The sequence below is a fragment of the Mycobacterium sp. MUNTM1 genome, assembly GCF_054660795.1.
Genome location: NZ_BAAGDE010000007.1, coordinates 93329 through 112610, shown reverse-complemented (window position 1 = coordinate 112610; position 19282 = coordinate 93329). Strand labels below are relative to the sequence as shown.

Below are 19282 nucleotides of genomic sequence, written 5' to 3'. Positions count from 1 at the left end.
TTTGTGCAGCGACACGCCGTCGAAGCTGGCAGTCTGTGCACGCTCGCGGTGCGACGTGAGCGGTAGCGGTTACCCGCGGCACCGTCCGCGCCGGCTGCGCACCACCCCGGCCTTACGCCGTTTGGTGGCCCAAACGTCTTTGGAGCCAAGACATTTGGTGTTGCCGATGTTCGTCGCCGACGGCATCGACGAACCACGGCCGATCACGTCCATGCCGGGCGTGGTGCAGCACACCCGTGATTCGTTGCGCAGCGCGGCCGCCGATGCCGTCGCCGCGGGCGTGGGGGGGCTGATGCTGTTCGGCGTGCCCCGTGACGAGGACAAGGATTCGATCGGGTCGGCCGGGACCGACCCCGACGGCGTCCTCAATGTCGCGCTGCGGGACTTGGCCAAAGACCTCGGCGAGGCCACCGTGTTGATGGCCGACACCTGCCTGGACGAATTCACCGACCACGGGCACTGCGGCGTCCTGGACGACCGGGGTCGGGTCGACAACGATGCCACCGTGGACCGGTATGTGGATCTTGCTGTGGCGCAAGCTGAATCGGGTGCTCACGTGGTGGGCCCGAGCGGCATGATGGACGGACAGGTGGGCGCGATTCGCGACGGGCTGGACGCCGCCGGCTTCACCGACGTGGCGATCCTGGCCTACGCCGCCAAGTTCGCCTCGGTGTTCTATGGCCCGTTTCGTGAGGCGGTCGGCTCCAGCCTCTCCGGGGACCGGCGTACCTATCAGCAGGAGGCCGGCAACGCCCGCGAGGCACTGCGCGAGGTCGAGCTCGACCTCGACGAAGGCGCCGACATTGTCATGATCAAGCCGGCGATGAGTTACCTCGACGTGGTCGCGGCCGCGGCCGACGTCTCGCCCGTTCCCGTCGCCGCCTATCAAGTGTCGGGGGAGTACGCCATGATTTGTGCTGCGGCCGCGAATAATTGGATCGACGAGCGCGCCGCGGCGCTGGAGTCACTGACCAGCATCCGGCGCGCCGGGGCGGATATCGTTCTCACCTATTGGGCTGCGGATGCGGCAGGGTGGCTCTCGTGAGATGGGGCTTGCGATGACTACCGGCGGCGACACCGAACCCAAGCGGTTGTTCTACGAACCCGGCGCCAGCTGGTGGTGGCTGGCGTGCGGCCCGGCCGCCGCGGTGGCGATGGTGTTGATCGAGATCTGGAGCGGTGCCCCGGTGTCGCTGGTGGTCCCCGCGATCTTCCTGGTGCTCGTATCGGCGTTCCTAGGGATACAGGTGAAGGCCGCGCGCATCCACGTCTCGGTCGAGCTCACCGAGGACGCCCTGCGCCAGGGCACCGAAACAATTCTGGTCCGCGAAATCATCAAGGTGTATCCCGAGCCGGAGAACCACGAAGCCTCCGGGAAAGACCTGGCGCGGTGGCAGTCGTCGCGGGCGCTCGGCGAACTGGTCGGCGTGCCGCGCAAGCGCGTCGGCATCGGTCTCAAGCTCACCGGCGACCGCACGGCCCAGGCCTGGGCGCGTCGCCATCGTCAGCTGCGCGCCGCCCTGACCCCACTGGTCCAGGAGCGGGTGGAGCCCAGCCGATCGATCGACGGAGACTGGGACGACGACACCGGGACGACGCAATGAACACCCGCTACCGCGCGCTGCTCGAGCTCGGCCTGGCCTGCGTCGCGTTGGTGTGCTCGGGACTGACCTGGTGGCACTCGCATCACACGGTGGTCGTGGCACCGATCGCCGACGGGCAGCCCTCCACCACGTCGCTGTTGTACGACCCGCAGCTGCTGCTGCTGACGCTGGTGCTGCTGACGAGCGCCGGGGTACTGGCGGTCATCGGGGTTGCCAGGCTGCGACGCGTGCGCTCGGGCGCTAAGACGGCTTCCTGACGAGCGGCAACGCCATCCGACGGCGCAGCGCGATGGCGTCGGCCCTGCCCTGCAGCGCCTCGTGGACCGAACGCATGATCGGAAAACTGGCGTCGTGACCGGTGTCATCCAGCACCCCGGTCACCGCTGAGCTGGCGACCAGGGTCCAATCCACCCCGGCGGCACGACAATCGGCATCGAATGCATAGAGCAGCGAGATGCCGGCCTCAGCAAATTCATTGACATCGGCCACGTCGAGCACCACGGGATTTTCTCCGAGCGTGAAGCGCGCAATGTGGTCGCTGAGGCGATCGACATTTCTTTCGTCGATTTCGCCGCGAATGTGCACCACCGTCGCCAGGTGGCGGTGGTGCGCCCGGACCTGTGCGCCGTCGCAGTCAAACACGCAGTTGTCGTGGCCAGCTCGGCTGCCTGCGACCGTCATGAGGACCCCTCACTCTCCGTGGCGCTCGCGCCGCCTTCGGAAGCGCCTGCACGCTCACCAAAGAGTGTTTACGACGTTAGGCCGCAAGCCTAAGGAGACCGGAAGCCGTTTCTAACGCTTTGCTAAGAAGCGATTGGGGGTATATCGCGAATCGGCGGCTGAGCAAACGCCCAGCGGCTTATTGGGGCACAGGAATACCCCGGAAAGCCGTATGCCACACCACAACCGTCCACGCGTGCCGCCGATTCCGCTGCTAGGCTGCCTAGGCTGCCGGTTGCTAGTCGGGGGGCTTGTGAAAAGGCGAGTTTTCCCGCTCAGCCGAAGTAGCGGCAGGACGAAACGCCAGGATTCGGACGGGAAGAGCAGCGTGCGGGGCGGAGAGATCAAGGGCGAGATCACCGCCCTGACGGGGCTCCGCATCGTCGCCGCGCTGTGGGTGGTGCTGTTCCACTTCCGGCCGATGCTCGGCGATGTCTCACCCGACTTCCGCGACGCGCTCGCGCCGGTGCTCAACTGTGGCGCCCAGGGCGTCGACCTTTTCTTCATCCTCAGCGGCTTCGTGCTGACGTACAACTATCTCGACCGCATGGGCCGGTCGTGGTCGACCCGCGCGACTTTGCATTTCCTGTGGCTGCGCCTGGCCCGGGTGTGGCCGGTGTACCTGGTCACCCTGCACCTCGCCGCCCTGTGGGTGATCTTCACGCTGCACGTCGGTCATGTGCCGTCGCCGGATGCGGCCTCGCTGACCGCGATCAGCTACGTGCGCCAGATCCTGTTGGTGCAGTTGTGGTTTGTGCCGTTCTTCGACGACTCGAGTTGGGACGGGCCGGCCTGGTCGATCAGCGCGGAATGGCTGGCCTATGTGCTCTTCGCCGTCCTGGTGTTGGTCCTGTTGAGGATGAAACAGGCGACCAGGGCGCGCAGCCTGATGGTTCTGGCCTTCGCGGCATCGCTGCCGCCCGTGGTGATGCTGCTCGCCAGCGGCCACTTCTACACACCGTGGAGCTGGCTGCCCCGCATTGTCACGCAATTCACGGCGGGCGCGCTGGCCTGTGTCGCGGTGCGCAGGCTGCGGCTGAGCGATCGTGGCCGCCGTGTCGCCGGGTACGTCTCTTTGCTGCTCCTGGCGGCGATGGTCGGCGTGCTGTATTGGTTTGGCGCGCACCCGATATCGGGAGTGGTGGAGAACGACAGCGGCGGTGTCGTCGACGTGTTGTTCGTTCCGCTGGTGATATCGCTGGCCATCGGGCTGGGCAGCCTGCCGCGGGTGTTGTCGACGCGGGCGATGGTGTACGGCGGCAAGATCTCGTTCTGCCTGTACATGGTGCATGAGCTGGTGCACACCGCCTGGGGTTGGGCCGTCGAGCAATTCGAGCTTCCGACCCTGGACAACCCGTGGAAATGGAACGTCATCGGCCTGCTCGCGATTGCCCTGGGCTTGTCGGTGCTGCTGTATCACGGTGTCGAAGAGCCCGCCCGCCGCTGGATGCGCAAGATGGTCGACGTCAGGGCCGTCGACGCTCGAAGCGATCCCGGCGAATCACACAGTAAGCTGCATCCGATCGACCGTCCGCTGGAAGCGGTTTCGGCCCGCGCGGTGTGATGGCCGCCTCAGCGGCCGGCCGCGTCTTACGGGGAACACTTGATGAGGACGCGGCGGCACCCGACGATGCCGTTGACAGTGGAGGTGAGAGTGAGTCGTCTGGCCACCTTTCTCATTGGGTTGAGTTTTCTGGCGGGCGTAGGCATGGCATACCCGGCGCAGGTGCGCACCTACGAGACACTGACGCTCGACTTCCGGCTGAATCATGTGGCGGTGGTGGGGGATTCGTATACCACCGGAACGAACGAGGGCGGTCTGGGCTCGAGGTCGTGGCCGGTGCGCGCCTGGCAGGTGCTCGGTTCGCGGGGTTCGCGGATCTCGGGCAGCGTGGCGGCCGAAGGTCGAGCCGGTTATGCCACGCCCGGTGACCACGGCAGCATCTTCGAGGACCTGACCGCCAGGGCGGTCCAGCCCGACGATGCGCTGGTGGTGTTCTTCGGCTCCCGCAACGACCAGGGTGTCGATCCCGCGACCTTGACCGTAAAGACCCATGCCGCTTTGGATGTGGCGCGCCAACTCGCGCCGGCGGCACGGCTGCTGGTGATCGGACCGCCGTGGCCGACCGCCGATGTGCCGCCGTCGATGTTTTTGATCCGCGACGTCCTCGCCGGCGCCGCCGGCGCCGCGGGGGCGACGTTCATCGACCCGATCGCCGAAAACTGGTTCGTCGGCCGCCCCGACCTGATCGGCGCGGATGGCGTGCATCCCAACGACGCGGGCCATCAATACATGGCGGACAAGATCGCACCGCTCATCCGTACGCAGCTGTCGACCTGACTCAGGTGTGGCGGCCGCGGGTGTCAGTCGTTGGCGTGCCGGTCGTAATCCCAGCGCTCCAAGCGGTCTTGCACGTGCAGGAAGGCGATGCCGGCGAAGGGCGCGGCTACTGCGATGCAGACCAGCAACAGCGGAGACATGACACTAAAACCTCCAAAAACCCTTCACTGATCTGACGTTGGTCAGCCTCGAGAAGTTCATTGCTTACCCGCCCGCTTCCAGGGCGCGGTCCGCGAGCGCACCCATCAGCGGTGCCACCAACTGCGCGTACTCGGTTGTCACATGGTTGTCGTCGCGGAACACGAGCGTGTTGCCGACGATGAGGGGGCAGCGGTCTGGGGTGCAGAACATGTCGGTCAGATCGGCGTAGTGCCCGCCGCTGCGGGTGGTCGCGGCCTGCTCGGCGGCGATCCCGTCGCCGTCCACCGCCGCGGGTTTGGTTGGCGTGCAAGCGTTCACGTCGTCGAGGTGGGTGGATAGGCACGCCGGCGCCGACGAGCGCGGGTCGGGGGCGGGCCCCAGCACCAGGACGGTCGCGCCGGTGCCGCGCAGCTGCGCCACGGTGCGTCCGAGGGTGTCGATCCAGGCCGGGTCGTAGGAGGTGAACCCGAAGTCCCCGCCGTAGCGCCGGCTCATGTCCAGCACGATCAGGCGCGGGTGTTCGGCGTTCATCCGGCTCATGATCTGGGCGCGCCACTGTTCGCACTCGGTGTACTCGCGGCCCAGATACGGGCTCGTGATGTGCAGGTCCTGCAGCGGGCAGGTCACCTTGGCCAGGGTCTCCAACCGCCAGTGCCGCTGCTCGGCGAGCCGCTCGAAGGCGGGATTCCACATGGCGGCGTGCGAGTCGCCGATCAGGGCGACCGTGGTCGGTGAGGCGGTGTCGCCGGACGCGCATTCGCTTTGTCCGACGTCGCGCCAGGAACGTACGCAGCCGTTGACGAACACGACGGCCTTGTCGGCGGGCGCCTTGGCCAGCGGCGGGTCCAGGTTCGACGGGACGACACGCAGGCCGACGGCCGCCGCGAGCGCCACCCGGGCCTGGTCGAATGCCTGACGCACCGCCGCTTCCTGGGGAGTGACGGCGGGAACATTGGCCGGCGGCGTCGCGATGATGTTGGCGCGCGGGGCGGCGACCCCGTGGCCGACCGGGGCCGGGATCACGTTCAGCAGCACCATGCATGCGCACGCGGTGGCGGCACTGGCACCGCCGGCAACGGCCAGGCTGACTTTCGCCGACCGGCGCAGCGCCGCGGCGAAGCGGCCCGGGTTCTCCACCAGGTGCAGGGTGATGACGGCGAGTCCGGCGGAGACGGCCGTGGCGCTGAGCCTGGCCGGCAGCCCCGCGGGCTCGCCGAGCAGCGCGGGCATCAGCAGCAGCACCGGCCAGTGCCACAGGTACCACGAGTACGAGATCCGGCCGATGGCGCGCATCGCCGGCCGGGACAGCAGGCGACCGGGCCCGAGCCCGCCGGTGACGGCGCCGCCGCCGATGATCAGCGCGGTGCCCAGCACCGGCAGCAGCGCCTCGGTGCCGGGATATGGGGTGTGGGAGTTGAGTTGGGTGCAGGTCAGCAGGATCAAAGCCAGGCCGCCCCAGCCGGCGATCGACGCGGTCCGCAGCGACAGCCGGCGCCACTGCTGCAGCGACAGGGCCACCAGGCCACCGGCGGCCAGTTCCCACGCGCGGGTGGGCAGCGAGAAGAACGCCCACGATGGCGACGTGCGGGTCCACAGGGCGCCCGCCGTCAACGACGCCGCGGCGACCACCGCGAGGACCACCGCACACGGGGTCGCGCGCGTCGCGGCCCCGCGAAGGCGCGGGACCCGCCGGACCGCCCAGGCGACCGCGATGATCAGCACCGGCCACACCAGGTAGAACTGTTCCTCCACGCCCAGTGACCAGTAGTGCTGGAACGGCGACGGGGCGTCGGCGGTCAGGTAGTCGGTGCCCCGCTGGGCGAACCGGTAGTTGCCGACGTACAGGGCGCTGGCGATGCCGTCGAGGAACACGCTGCGCGCCTGCAGCGGGGGCAGCACCGCGGCCGCGCCGATCGCGGTGATGGTGCCGACGATGGCCGCGGCCGGCAGCAGGCGCCGGGCGCGCGCACCGTAAAACCGGCCCAGCGCAACGGTATTCGTGGTGCTCGCCTCGCGAAAGAGCAGCCCGGTGATGAGGAAGCCGGAGATGACGAAGAAGACGTCCACACCGATGTAGCCGCCGGAGATTCCCGGGATGCCGGCGTGGTAGAGCACGACGGCGATCACCGCGACGGCGCGCAGCCCCTCGATGTCGGGCCGGAATCCGTTCCGGGAAGTCCGCCGCGCAGGTGGCTGTGGGCTGCCGGCGACTGATTCCTCCCGAAGTGTCATTTGCGTGGGCTAGGTCGCCATCCAGGCCAGCTCACCGGGCAGTTGACTGCGCCAGTAGGCGATGTCGTGTCCGCCGAGGGAGAAGCTGCCCGCCGGTTGGGTCTTCAACTGGTAGACGAATTGCTTTGTGGCGAAATAGAAGCGGTCGAAGTTGCCGCAGTCCACGCGCAGCGGAATCGCGTTCAGTGCGGGCAGGCCCAGCACGCTGTTCTGCACGAAGTCGTCGTTGCTGTCGAACGCCCCCGGCGCACTCAGCGGATACGAGGTGTACAGCGCCGGGCTGATCGCGCAGATGCCGGCGGTCCGCGCCGGCCCCAGCTTGGCGCCCAGGCGAAGCGCCCCGTACCCGCCCATCGACCACCCCATGAAACCGACCCGGGAGGTGTCGAAACCCATGGTGGACAGCATCGGCAGCAGCTCGTCGAGCACCATGGCACCGGAGTCCTCGCCGGAAGTCCTTTTGTGCCAGTAGGTGTTGCCGCCGTCGACGCCGACCACGGCGAACGGCGGCTTGCCCTCCTTGGCCAGTTGGGCCAGCCCGTCCGGGACGCCCATGTCGAGCATCTGGTTGGCGTCGCCGTCCACGCCGTGCAGCGCGATCACCGGGCGCAGCGAGCCGGTCTGGCCCGGCGGCATGGCGATCACATAGTTGGTCTTGATCCCCCCGCGGGCGGCTGACACGAACGACCCGGTGAGCCGGGTCGGCAGGGACTTGCCCGCCGTCGGCGGCTCGAACGGCGCGGGCGCCTGCGGCAGCGTCGCGGCGCGCGAAGCGGCCGGAGCCAGCAGGGAGCTGAAGGAGAGCACGCCGGCGGCTCCGAGGCTGGCACCGGCGCCCATCCGGAGCACCGCTCGGCGTGTGAGGTCAGGCATGATCGCAATAATGCCGCGCTGAGCGGGGATTACCGGCCGAGCCACGCCGTATTGGAAGCATTGTGTGATCTGGCGTGATCTTCCGGTGCCGAAGCGGTGATCTTTTCGGCGTCGTCCGGCGCCCGTGGCGGCGCCGAGTTGCGGCATCGCACGAGATCGTGATCATGGTAGCGCCGAATCCGCCGGTTGCCCCCGGCCGAATGATTGCGATCGTATTGCCTTCTGGGACAGTGGGAGACGCGGTGACGCCGGCCGCGTGCCCGGCGCCTCGCCGTCGCGAACCGACGCACGCGGCCGCCGGCCGGCGCGCCGACGGCGTCGTCCGGCCGGGATGCAATCTCGCAGGTTTCAACCCTCGCCCATCGGCGCGGACTTCAGAAGGATGTAACGGGCCTCTGCCACGGGGCGAAAGCGGAGCGGAAAAAGGATTGTGAATTGAGTCTCGCGTTTCATTGGTTTCTGCCGACCTACGGCGATTCGCGGAATCTGGTCGCGGGCGGGCACGGCACGTCGATGTCCGGCGACCGGCCGGCCACGCTGAAGTACCTGCACCAGATCTGCACGGCCGCCGAGGACAACGGTTTCGAGGCCGTCCTCACGCCCACCGGATTGTGGTGTGAGGACGCGTGGTTGACGACGGCGATGCTGGTCGAATCGACCGAGACGCTGAAGTTCTTGGTTGCGTTCCGTCCCGGGATGCTGAGTCCGACCCTGGCCGCGCAGATGGCCGGCACCTTCCAGCGGCACTCGGAGGGACGGCTGCTGCTCAACGTGGTCACCGGCGGCGAACCGCACGAGCAACGGGCCTACGGTGACTTCCTGGACAAGGAGGCGCGGTACGCCCGCACCGCCGAGTTCCTGCACGTGGTGCGCCAGCTGTGGACCGCCAAGGAGCCGGTCACCTTTGCGGGAGAACACATTCAGGTCGAGGGCGCCCAGCTGAACAACCCGCCCGATCCGATCCCGGCGGTGTTTTTCGGCGGGTCCTCGGCAGCGGCCGGGCCGGTGGCGGCCAAGCACTCCGACGTGTATCTCACCTGGGGCGAGCCGCTGACGGCGGTCGCCAAGAAGCTCGACTGGATCCGCGGACTGGCCGTCGACGAAGGCCGGATCCTGCAGTACGGCTTGCGGATTCACGTGATCAGCCGCGACACGGCCGCTGAGGCGTGGGCCGAGGCCGACCGGTTGCTGGCCGCGATCGACCCGGCCGATGTCGAGCGGGTGCAGGCGAGCCTGGCGCGCAGCGAATCCGAAGGCCAGCGCCGCATGCTGGACCTGCACGGCGGCAACAGCAGCAAATTGCTGGTCGCGCCCAACCTGTGGGCGGGGGTGGGTCTGGTCCGTGGCGGAGCGGGCACCGCCCTGGTCGGGTCGCACGCCGAGGTCGCGGAGCGGTTGGCCGAATACGCCAAATTGGGCATCAGCCATTTCATTCTGTCGGGTTATCCGCATCTGGAAGAGGCCTACTGGTTCGGCGAGGGCGTGCTGCCGATCCTGGAGCGGATGGGTTTGTGGCGGCACCCCAACCGCCAATCGCATCCGGCGGGGGCCACGCCGTTCGCCGTCGCCTCGGCGCACTAAGGGGCCATGGCGTCCACCCTGCCCGCGTCCGCGGTCACCACCCCGGGACCCGATGCGGTCGACGAATCCTTCGAGCAGCAGCGCCGGCGGTTGCGCATCGTCGTCGCGGCGAGCTTGCTGGGCACCACGGTCGAGTGGTACGACTTCTTCCTGTACGCCACCGCGGCCGGCCTGGTCTTCAATAAGGTGTTCTTTCCCAACGAAAGTTCTTTGGTGGGAACGCTATTGGCGTTCGCTACCTTCGCCGTGGGGTTCGTCATGCGACCCATCGGCGGCCTGGTGTTCGGCCACATCGGCGACCGGATCGGCCGCAAGCGCAGCCTGGCGCTGACGATGCTCATCATGGGCGGCGCGACGGCGCTGATCGGGGCCTTGCCGACGGCCGCCCAGATCGGCGCTTGGGCGCCGGTGCTGCTGCTGGCTTTGCGCGTGCTGCAGGGTTTTGCGCTCGGGGGCGAGTGGGGCGGGGCGGTGCTGCTGGCCGTCGAACACAGCCCCGGCGACCGGCGCGGACGCTACGGGGCGATCCCGCAGGTCGGGTTGGCGCTGGGCCTGGCACTGGGCACCGGCGTATTCGCGTTCCTGCAGGTTGCCTTGGGTCAGACGCGATTTCTGTCCTACGGTTGGCGCATCGGCTTCCTGCTGAGCGTGTTGCTGGTGGCGATCGGCGTAGTGGTGCGGCTGCGGGTCGAAGAAACGCCGGCGTTCCGTCAGTTGAGCGACCTCGAGGCCGCGTCCACCGTGCCCATCCGCGACATCGTCCGCGAACCCCGTTCTCGGCGAAACACCTTGCTGGGACTGCTGTCTCGCTGGGCGGAGGGCTCGGCCTTCAACACCTGGGGCGTTTTCGCGATCAGCTACGCGACCGGGGCGCTGGGCTTCAACAAGGTCTCGGTCCTGGTCGTGGTCACCATCGCCGCCTTGCTGATGGCGGTGCTGCTGCCCGTCTCGGGAGCGTTGACCGACCGGTATGGTGCACGACGGGTATACCTGGTGGGCGTGGCCCTCTACGGCCTGGCGGCGTTTCCCGCGTTCGCCCTGTTCGGCACCAAAAACCTGGTCTGGTTCGGGCTGGCCATGATCCTCGTGTTCGGCGTGGTGCACGCGCTGTTCTACGGCGCGCAAGGCACCCTCTATTCCTCGCTGTATCCCACCGGCACCCGCTACACCGGTTTATCGTTCGTCTACCAGTTCTCGGGCGTGTACGCGTCCGGGGTGACGCCGATGATTCTGACCGCGCTGATCGCGGCCGTCGGCGGCGCGCCGTGGCTGGCCTGTGGATATCTGGTCGCCACTGCGGTGATCAGCGTGATCGCCACGGCGCTGATCCGCGACCGCGACCTGTACCTTTAGGCGACGCCGAAGGCGCAGTCCAGTCTCTGAGGTCCGCGGATGGCAGGGTTGTCTCGCCATACTGGCGTGCCTCGCAGCGTGGGTCCGCGTGCCAGGATGTGTTGCAGCGCAATGATCACCTCGAGGCGGGCGAGTGCGGCCCCAAGGCAAAAGTGGGCGCCGTAGCCGAATGTGATCGGCGCCGGGCCTGAGCGGTGTGTTCGAAATTGGCCGGGCTCGTCGAAGACGGCCGGATCCCGGTTGGCAGCGGCCAGCGCCACGAGGGCGGACTCGCCGGCGCGAATGGTCACACGGTTGATGACGTGGTCTTGCGTGGCGGTGCGCATTACGGCCTGCACGGGACTGTCCAGGCGTAGCAATTCGGTGACCAGCCGACCACCGACGGAGTCGATGGTATCAATCGGTCGGACACCGGTGGGCGTTGTCGTCATCAGCCGAACCATGGCTGCGCCCAGTAGGTTTGCGGTGGTCTCGTGTCCGGCGATGGCGATGATGATCGCAGTCATGACGACGTCGTCGAGTTCCAGAGCCGGGTCGGCGCCGATGAAGCTGAGCAGGTCGTCACCGGGATTGGCGCGACGGTCGGCCGCCAAAGGAAGGATTTCAGTCAGCAGGTTCGCGAACGCCGCAGTACCTGCTTCGAGAGCACCGATGTCGTTGAATTCGGCCAACATTCGGCTGATGGCCGGTGACTCTTCGCGTAACAGCCATGTCGAGTCAACGTCCAGTCCGAGCCACGCCGCTGCGATGGCGATCGGCACAGGCAGTGCGACCTCGAGCATGAAGTCGAAATCGACTCGGGCTGGGACGAGGCCGATCGTCTGAGCGGCGATGGCATCGACGCCCTCCCGGAGCCCGGCGATGAATGATCGAGTAAAGACGTCACGGACCGCGCCGCGTAGCCTGCTGTGGGCGTCGCCGTCTGTCATCAACATGTTGCGCCGCAATATATCTCGGACAGACTCTCTGGCACCGACTGGGGCATTCGGGTTCGCCAGCGGATCGCTCGACCAGCCGGCCCCACCAAGGATCTGTCGCGCCGGGTGGTAGCCGAGGATCAGCCAGGCGGCGGCGGTGTCGTCCCAGACTACGTCGCCTTCGAGACGCCGCCGCTCGTAATAACGGTAGGGGTCGGCCGCGTCCCAGGGCAGCCTCGGCTTGATCTGGGCATCAGGGGTGGTCATGATGGTCCAATGCGCCGGGGAGACCACGCTCCCGCACCCAGGCGTGGTGCAGCTTGCCCAGTTCGGTGACGGGCTCGGTGACTCCGTCCATGTCGTCAAAGATTGCCCGGATGGGCAGAGTCGCCTGCAAACCCGCGGCGACACTATTGAATGCGAGAACGATCCGGGAAGTGAAGACATGTTCTCGCGGAACAGTGATCTTTGCCACCGGGTGATCGCGGTCGCGAACATCGAAGAACCCGCCGACGACCCGCGCGACGGCATCGGGTGTGAACGTAACCGGTTGCGGCAGGGTCATCGGATAGTTCGTGTAGGAGATCCATTCCCGCAATTGGTCGTTCGTCAGACCTGAGTCAGCAGTGATGATGCCCAATTCTGTCAACAATTCGTGGCTGTCGTTCGTATGCTCTTCGACCGCGGCGCGCAGAAATGAAACCCAAAGCCAGCGCTGTGTTTCGGGAAGTGTTGACGTGCAACCGAAATCAAGAAATCCGACGGTGCCGTCGGGATTGAATCGATAATTTCCTGGATGGGGATCGGCGTGGACCAAGTTGGCGTGTCGGAAGTTGCCGTTCATGAACCTTGTCATCACCTCGGCCCAGGTGTTCTTCAGGTCCTGGTCGGCCTGTTGCGCTGCCGGATAGTCCAATCCCTCGAGGTAGGTCATCGTCAGCACGCGATCACCAGATGTTTCAGATATGACATCGGGGACACGGATGAACGGGTGGCCACGATACAGCTCACTGACGGTGGTGATCATGTCGGCTTCGTGGCGGTAGTCGACCTCCTCCGCGATCCGGGCCGATGCTTCTCGGGCGAGGCTTTTGATGTCGACCTTCATTCCTGACGCGGCGACCACAAACCTCAGGAACGTGGCGATAAGTTCAGTGTTGGCCAGGTCGTCGCGGATCGCTTGAGCCACACCGGGGTATTGAATTTTCACGACGACCTCGCGGCCGTCGCGCATTAAGGCGCGGTGCACCTGACCGACCGATGCTGCGGCCATCGGCTCCTCGGAGATGGCCTCGAAATGATCAACTGCGGAACCCAATTCGTCGTGTAGAACTTTTCGCACAAGCGTGGGGTGCATCGGTGGTGCATCGGCATGAAGTCGGGCGAGCGCCTTCTGATACGGCCAGTAGCCTCCGGTGCCGACAGCGCGGGCATCTACCATCGACAAGATCTGACCGGCCTTCATCAGAACACCTTTGGAGTGGCCCAGCAATTCGGCATAGCGCTCGGCGGTGCGTTCATGGAATCGCGCGACCGCGCCATCGTTGCCCGTTTTCTCCCGAAGTCCGGCGACCAGCCGTCCTCCAGCGGCTCGGGCGGTGAAACCTGCTAGCGGCATGGTCCGCCGGATGCGGCCGCGTGGCACGGAATCGTCGTGCTGCGACATCCAGTCCCCCCCAGCGCGGTTGGCCCGTAATAAAGTATGCTCTTGCTAAATGTAAGTGATCACTTTGGAGAGGTCAATGGCTGCACCGGTTCGAACTCGCGAGCGGCTGGTCATCGAGGCGATGCGGCTGTTCAGCGCCAAAGGATTTGAGGCGACCAGCGTGTCCCAGATCGAGGCCGCAGCTGGCCTGGCGCCGGGGTCGGGAGCCCTGTATCGCCACTTCAGATCCAAGGACGCGCTGCTCGATGCGGGCATTGATCGGCAACTGGACCGGCGCCGCGCAATGCGGGACATCCGCGCGCTCTTCGCCGGACTGGGGGATCTGCGTGCGGAACTGACTGCGCTGGGCCGCTACCTGCTCAGCGTGGTCGACGAAGAGATCCAACTGCTCCAGATCGCCGCCCGCACGCCGGCCGGTCAATCCGACCGGCTCGACACGGCCTACGCAGCACTTCTCGACGGGCTCAATGCGGAGCTGGCCGACTGGATCGGCGCCTGGACGCCAAAGCTCGCCGAGCAGGACCGCATCGTACTGGCCGCACTGGGGGTCAACGCCATTCTTGGAGCCCGCCTGACGCACAGGCTATTTCACGAACTCGGGGACCGCGATGCGGACGACCGGTATCTCACGGAGTGGACGGCGTTGCTAGCCTGCCGTATCGAGGCGCTCACCTCACCCTGACCGCGTGATGCCCGTGCGTTGGCGCCGAGAACACCGATATGTTGTGGTTAGTGACAAATAGCAGGTGGCGGGCATCGCCGGAATGGGCTCAGGAGGTGGCTAGCCATGGCTAGCAATCCACAACTGCGCCAAGGATTGTCGCAGCGCCAGCTGAGCATGATCGCGCTCGGCGGCGTGATCGGTGCCGGCCTGTTCGTCGGCTCCGGCGTGGTGATCAAGGACACCGGCCCGGCCGCGTTCCTCACCTACGCCCTCTGCGGGCTGCTCATCGTCCTGGTGATGCGGATGCTGGGCGAGATGGCGGCCGCCAACCCGTCGACAGGATCGTTCGCCGACTACGCGGCCAAGGCCCTGGGCGGCTGGGCGGGATTCTCGGTCGCCTGGCTGTATTGGTACTTCTGGGTGATCGTGGTGGGCTTCGAGGCGGTCGCCGGCGGCAAAGTGCTCAACTACTGGTTCCACGCGCCGCTGTGGCTGCTGTCGCTGTGCCTGATGCTGTTGATGACCGCAACCAACCTGTTCTCGGTGTCGTCCTTCGGCGAATTCGAATTCTGGTTCGCCGGAATCAAAGTCGCGACGATCGTGATCTTTCTGGTCGTGGGGACGGTCTATGTCCTGGGATTGGTGCCGGGCCATCACGGAGGTCTGGCCAATTTGGGATCACACGGCGGCTTCTTTCCGCACGGGGTTGGCGCGGTGTTCGCCGCCATCGTGGTGGTGATCTTTTCCATGGTGGGCGCCGAGATCGTCACCGTCGCCGCCGCCGAAAGCCGCGACCCCGAGCTCGCGGTGCAGAAGGCGACCCGGTCGGTCGTGGCCCGCATCGCGATCTTCTTCGTCGGTTCGGTCTTCCTGCTCGTGGTGCTGTTGCCCTGGGACTCGGTCGAACTCGGCGCCTCGCCGTACGTGGCCGCGCTCAAACACATGGGGCTTTCCGGCGCCGATCAGGTGATGAACGCCGTCGTTCTGACCGCGGTGCTGTCCTGCCTGAACTCCGGTCTCTACACCGCGTCGCGCATGCTATTCGTGCTCGCCGAGCGGGGCGAGGCGCCGACGCGGTTGGTCAAACTGAGCGGACGCGGCGTTCCGCACTTCGCGATCTTGTGTTCGTCGGCGGTCGGGTTCGGCTGCGTCATCATGGCGCGCGTCGCGCCGAACACGGTGTTCCTCTTCCTGCTCAACTCGTCGGGCGCCATCATCCTGTTCGTCTATTGGCTGATCGCGTGCTCGCAGATCATCCTGCGCCGCCGCACGCCCGCGGAAAAGCTGACGGTGAAGATGTGGTTCTACCCGGTGCTGTCGATTCTCACGCTGACCGGAATCACCGCCGTGCTGGTGCAAATGGCGTTCGACCACACGGCGCGCAGCCAGCTATGGCTCAGCCTGCTGTCCTGGGCGGTGGTGATCGGCCTGTACTTCCTCGCCCGATCGCGCGGCCGCGTCGGCGCGATCTCCGGGGAATAGGTCATTCCGAAACGCGCCAGCACAGTCGCTATCGGATTCTGGACACACACAATCCCCGAGTTCTCGGCGCCCGGTCGCGCACGTGACCAAGGAACAGTTACCCCGCGTGCGCCTCGGTGCGCGTCCTCAGCAGGCCGAGCCGCTGCAGATCGGTGACGTATTTGTCGATCAGGGCCTCGGTCACGTGCGGGACGTCCTTGAAGCTTCCGATGCCGGCGGATTGGACTGCGGCACGGAACTTTTCGGCGGGCATGCCGGTGCCGTGCGTCGGCTCACCGGGCTTCGCGTAGGCGTTCATCAGCGGCAGCAGGGAGCTCTTGCGCTGCTTCTCCGGCAGCGCGTTCATCGCCTCGGTGAATCTGGCCAGCCACTGCCGGTAATCGTCGATGCGCTCGATCTTGTGCCCGTCGGCGATGAGCCAGTCGACGAAGGTGTCCAGCGAGACGCCGTCGTCGTGGGTGTTGAGCACGTTGTAGGTGTGGTAGCCCTGCCGGGCGCGGGCCCCGAGCGTAGTGATGGCCTCGGCGGTGAAATCAGCCGGCAGCCCGTCGTAATGGGCGCGCTGCGGATTGCCGGACGCATCGAGTTGATAGAACGAGCGCGGTGCGAGCCCGGTGGCCACCAGGCTCAGGATCAGGCGGGTGAACATGTCGGGCACATTGAGCTGGCCGGCGAAGTCGCTGTGCGCCAAAATCATGTCGGACCGGAACACCGCCACCGGCAGCCCACACAGGTCGTGTGCCTCCCTCAGCAGCACCTCGCCCGCCCATTTACTCGTGGCGTAGCCGCTGGCATACGACTCGTCCAGGGACCGCGACGGGCTGGCCACCCGGACGTCGACGTCCTCGCCGATGAAGCTGCCGTCGGGCAGCGCGGTCACCGCGACCGTGGAGATGTAGTTGATCGGCTTGAGCCGCTTGGTGATTGCGAGTTTGATGATCTCGGCGGTGCCCACCACGTTGGGCCCGAACAGCTGGCTGTAGGGCAGCACGTGGTTAACCAGGGCGGCCGAATGCACGACGAGGTCGACCGACTCGGCGAGACGCTGGTAGGTGGGCGTGTCCAGGCCGAGGTTGGGCGCTCCCACGTCGCCGACCAGCACCCGCAGATGCTTGTCGGCCAATCGCCGGAACCGCTCGGACAGTTCGGTGTCACCGCTGTCGATCGCGGCCTCGATGCGCTGACGCCCGGCCGTCGGGTCGGCGCCGCGGGCCAGGCAGATCACCGTGCCGCCGTCCGGGGCCAGGCGTTCCAGCCAATCCAGGCACAGGAAGCGGCCGAGATAGCCGTTGGCTCCGGTCAGCAGCACGGTGTCGATCACGCCCGCCGCGGCGGGCAGCCGGGGTGCGGCGGCCAACGTCTCGGCGTCGATGAAGTTGTCCAGCGTCAGGTCCGCCGCGCGGGCCACCGCGGTGCCGCGGCCGTGCACGGACGCGAACGTCGGCCGCGTCGACACCGAAGTGCGTTCGCCGTCAACGAAGTTCGCGACCGTGGTCAGGTCCGCGGTCGGGCTGACGATGGTTTGCACCGGCACGTCGATGTGGAAGATCTCCGACAGCAGTGTGGCAAAGGAGAACGCCGACAGCGAATCACCGCCGAGCTCAATGAATTTCGCGTCGGCGCGCAGCGTGGTGTCCGCAGGTAGGCCCAGGGTGGCGGCGGCCGCGCGCCGGACCGTGTCGATGGTGGGCAGCTCGGTGCTCGCGGCGCGGAGCTCGTCGAGCTGGTTGCCGTGGCTGGCCTCGATGTCGTCGTACATGGCGTCGAGGCGTTCCCCGTAGTGGGCCTTCAGGGCCGGCCGCAGCAGCTTGCCGACCCCGGACAGCAGCCCGTTGTCGCGGGTGAAACGTTGTGACTCCAGCAGGAAGTCGCGCGGGATCTCGTACGGCTGAAGGTGGTTGTCGGCGGCGATCCGCTGCAGCGATTCGGCGATTAGGGCGCGCGCATCCCCGTCGCCGACGGTGTCGGTATTCGGCACGACGACCGCGAGCAAAAACGGCTGCTCGCTGCTGCCGTAGAGGAAGATCTGCCGGATGTATGGGCTGGTCGAGAAGGTCGCCTCCAACTGGGAGACCGCGACGAATTCACCCTGCGAGAGCTTGATCACGTTGTTGCTGCGATCCAGATACATCAGGTGGTCGGGCCCCAGCTCGGCCATGATGTCGCCGGTCTTGTAGAACCCCTCGTCGTCGAAGATCTTCGCCGACAGCTCGGGGTGCTTGAAATAGCCGGGAATCACGTTGCTGGCCTTGAGGCGTAGCTCGCCGCGCGGGTAGGGCTTGTCGGTGGTGAGGTAGCCCAGCTCGGGGACGTCGACCAGTTTGTAGTCGGTGACCGGTGGGCGCCTGATCCGGCCGCTGCGCATGATGCCGCCGCCGGTCTCGGTGGCGCCGTAGCCGTCGGCCACCGGGATGTCGAGCAGCGATTCCATGAAAGCATGCATCTGCTTGGACAGCGGGGCGCTGCCGCACATCGCCGATATCACCCGCCCGCCGATGAAGTCCTGCCGCAGTTCGGCTTTCACGGCGTCATCGAGCTGCTCACCGGAGAGCTCATCGCCGGAGCGCTGGTCGAGCTCCTTGCGATAGCGCCGAAAGAACATGTCGCACACCCGGGGAACGAGGTTCAGGGCCGTGGGCCGGACCAGGCCGATGTCGTCGAACAGGGTGGACATGTCACTCTTGGCGGCGAAGTAGCCGATGCCCCCGGAGGACAGCGTGGCGATCAGCCACTCCAGCCCGTACACGTGCGACAGCGGCATGTACTGCAGGTGGATCGCCGGGATCGGCCTGCCGATGTCCACCGAGGGACTGTGCGGACGCTGCCAGGTCCGGGTCATCATGTCGGCGGTGTACATGGCGCCCTTCGGGGCGCCGGTGCTCCCCGAGGTGTAAATCAGTGTGGCAAGCGGGTTTTCGCCATCCTGCGGGAGGAATGCGGTGGGCGGTGGGAGCTGGCGGCCGGACTCGAGCTCGGCGGACAGCGACACCACCTGTGCGCGGTGTCCGGCGTCGCGCAGCCGGGCGCGGGCGTCGTCGTAGTGGCCGCGCTGTTCGTCGTCGTCGCTGGTGTAGTCGAATACCACCAGGCGTTCGACCGAGCGCGCTCCGGCAACTACATCGACTGCGGTGCCCAGGGATTCGACGCTCACGGCGAGGATACGCGGTGCCGTCTCGGCGACGATCGGGCCGAGCTGGGCCGCCGTGGAACTGGTCTGCAGCGGTACGAACACCGCACCCAGCCGGATGCACGCCAGGTAGTGCACGACGTAGTCGATGCTGGTGAAGCCCAGGACGCCGACGAAGTCGCCCGGGCTGAAGCCGCCGGGCAGACCGGACTGCCACGCGGCGGCCAGCGCCGCGACCCGCTCGCCCAGCTCACGGTAGGTGATGGTGCCGAACCCGGACAGCAGCGTCGTCGCCGCCCGGCCGGTCGCCGGATCGCGCACCACCTCGCAGGCGCGCTGCCCCAGCGCGGGCCGGTCGGCGTAACCGCTCAGGTAGGTGTCGACGACCTCGGCCAGCCGCAGACCCGGATGATGTGCGGCGTCGGTCACCTCCGGCAGCGATGCGGCGGCCCTAAACTGCGGATCGTTGGCGTACAGCTGTTCGACGCGCTCGGTTATCCGCTGCTCGCGGTCCGAGTCGGTGACGGTCTCGGTCATCGGCGGCTTCCTCTCATCGCGGCGTATGCCGGTGCCGTATACCC

15 protein-coding genes are annotated in these 19282 nt (G+C 66.8%); 9 read left to right on the top strand and 6 right to left on the bottom strand.

Features of this window, described 5'->3' with window-relative positions:
- The first annotated feature begins 55 nt into the window (after positions 1–55).
- Genes hemB through ACYQ8K_RS06210 form a run of 3 tightly spaced genes read left to right on the top strand, consistent with a single transcriptional unit; the run spans position 56 to position 1861 of the window.
- The gene (gene hemB, locus ACYQ8K_RS06220) at positions 56–1045 is read left to right on the top strand and encodes a porphobilinogen synthase (RefSeq protein WP_459967605.1); all 990 of its coding nucleotides are present in this window, start codon (positions 56–58) and stop codon (positions 1043–1045) included.
- A 13-nt stretch (positions 1046–1058) separates the two neighbouring features.
- Entirely contained in the window at positions 1059–1604 is a 546-nt protein-coding gene (locus tag ACYQ8K_RS06215) for a DUF3093 domain-containing protein (RefSeq protein WP_459967604.1), read from the top strand.
- Positions 1601–1861, top strand: coding sequence for a hypothetical protein (locus tag ACYQ8K_RS06210; protein WP_459967603.1), 261 nt, complete (start codon positions 1601–1603; stop codon positions 1859–1861). The genes ACYQ8K_RS06215 and ACYQ8K_RS06210 overlap by 4 nt, the downstream gene beginning before the upstream one ends.
- On the opposite strand, the gene ACYQ8K_RS06205 is transcribed toward ACYQ8K_RS06210, so the two are convergent.
- Positions 1845–2285 carry an STAS domain-containing protein gene (locus tag ACYQ8K_RS06205; protein WP_459967602.1) on the bottom strand — a complete coding sequence of 147 codons (441 nt, stop codon included), beginning with the start codon at positions 2283–2285 and terminating at the stop codon, positions 1845–1847. The genes ACYQ8K_RS06210 and ACYQ8K_RS06205 overlap by 17 nt on opposite strands.
- 367 nt (positions 2286–2652) lie before the next feature.
- Between ACYQ8K_RS06205 and ACYQ8K_RS06200 the strand changes: the two genes are divergently transcribed.
- Entirely contained in the window at positions 2653–3888 is a 1236-nt protein-coding gene (locus tag ACYQ8K_RS06200; RefSeq protein ID WP_459967601.1) for an acyltransferase family protein, read from the top strand.
- 90 nt (positions 3889–3978) lie between these two features.
- Positions 3979–4665 (top strand): Rv0518 family GDSL lipase, encoded by a 687-nt coding sequence (locus tag ACYQ8K_RS06195; RefSeq protein ID WP_459967600.1) that lies wholly within the window; start codon positions 3979–3981, stop codon positions 4663–4665.
- 204 nt (positions 4666–4869) lie between these two features.
- Here the strand turns inward: ACYQ8K_RS06195 and ACYQ8K_RS06190 are convergent, their stop codons facing one another.
- Both ACYQ8K_RS06190 and ACYQ8K_RS06185 read right to left on the bottom strand, forming a co-directional pair.
- Positions 4870–7038 (bottom strand): acyltransferase family protein, encoded by a 2169-nt coding sequence (locus tag ACYQ8K_RS06190; protein WP_459967599.1) that lies wholly within the window; start codon positions 7036–7038, stop codon positions 4870–4872.
- A gap of 9 nt (positions 7039–7047) precedes the next feature.
- A complete protein-coding gene (locus ACYQ8K_RS06185) occupies positions 7048–7911 on the bottom strand; it encodes an alpha/beta hydrolase (protein WP_459967598.1) in 864 nt (287 codons plus the stop codon).
- A gap of 435 nt (positions 7912–8346) precedes the next feature.
- Between ACYQ8K_RS06185 and ACYQ8K_RS06180 the strand changes: the two genes are divergently transcribed.
- On the top strand, positions 8347–9492 hold the full coding sequence (locus tag ACYQ8K_RS06180; protein ID WP_459967597.1) for an LLM class flavin-dependent oxidoreductase: 1146 nt from the start codon (positions 8347–8349) through the stop codon (positions 9490–9492).
- Between the two features lie 6 nt (positions 9493–9498).
- On the top strand, positions 9499–10845 hold the full coding sequence (locus ACYQ8K_RS06175) for an MFS transporter (RefSeq protein ID WP_459967596.1): 1347 nt from the start codon (positions 9499–9501) through the stop codon (positions 10843–10845).
- Here ACYQ8K_RS06175 and ACYQ8K_RS06170 read toward each other — a convergent pair.
- Both ACYQ8K_RS06170 and ACYQ8K_RS06165 read right to left on the bottom strand, forming a co-directional pair.
- Positions 10842–12029: a cytochrome P450 gene (locus tag ACYQ8K_RS06170; protein WP_459967654.1), complete on the bottom strand. Its 1188-nt coding sequence runs from the start codon at positions 12027–12029 to the stop codon at positions 10842–10844. The genes ACYQ8K_RS06175 and ACYQ8K_RS06170 overlap by 4 nt on opposite strands.
- Positions 12016–13428 carry an ABC1 kinase family protein gene (locus ACYQ8K_RS06165; protein ID WP_459967595.1) on the bottom strand — a complete coding sequence of 471 codons (1413 nt, stop codon included), beginning with the start codon at positions 13426–13428 and terminating at the stop codon, positions 12016–12018. Before ACYQ8K_RS06165 ends, ACYQ8K_RS06170 begins: the two co-directional genes overlap by 14 nt.
- A gap of 76 nt (positions 13429–13504) precedes the next feature.
- Here ACYQ8K_RS06165 and ACYQ8K_RS06160 point away from each other — a divergent pair, with 76 nt between their 5' ends.
- Positions 13505–14110: a TetR/AcrR family transcriptional regulator gene (locus ACYQ8K_RS06160; protein WP_459967594.1), complete on the top strand. Its 606-nt coding sequence runs from the start codon at positions 13505–13507 to the stop codon at positions 14108–14110.
- A gap of 105 nt (positions 14111–14215) precedes the next feature.
- Positions 14216–15574 carry an amino acid permease gene (locus ACYQ8K_RS06155; RefSeq protein WP_459967592.1) on the top strand — a complete coding sequence of 453 codons (1359 nt, stop codon included), beginning with the start codon at positions 14216–14218 and terminating at the stop codon, positions 15572–15574.
- Between the two features lie 97 nt (positions 15575–15671).
- Here the strand turns inward: ACYQ8K_RS06155 and car are convergent, their stop codons facing one another.
- Positions 15672–19238 (bottom strand): carboxylic acid reductase, encoded by a 3567-nt coding sequence (gene car / locus ACYQ8K_RS06150; protein WP_459967591.1) that lies wholly within the window; start codon positions 19236–19238, stop codon positions 15672–15674.
- Between the last annotated feature and the right edge of the window lie 44 nt (positions 19239–19282).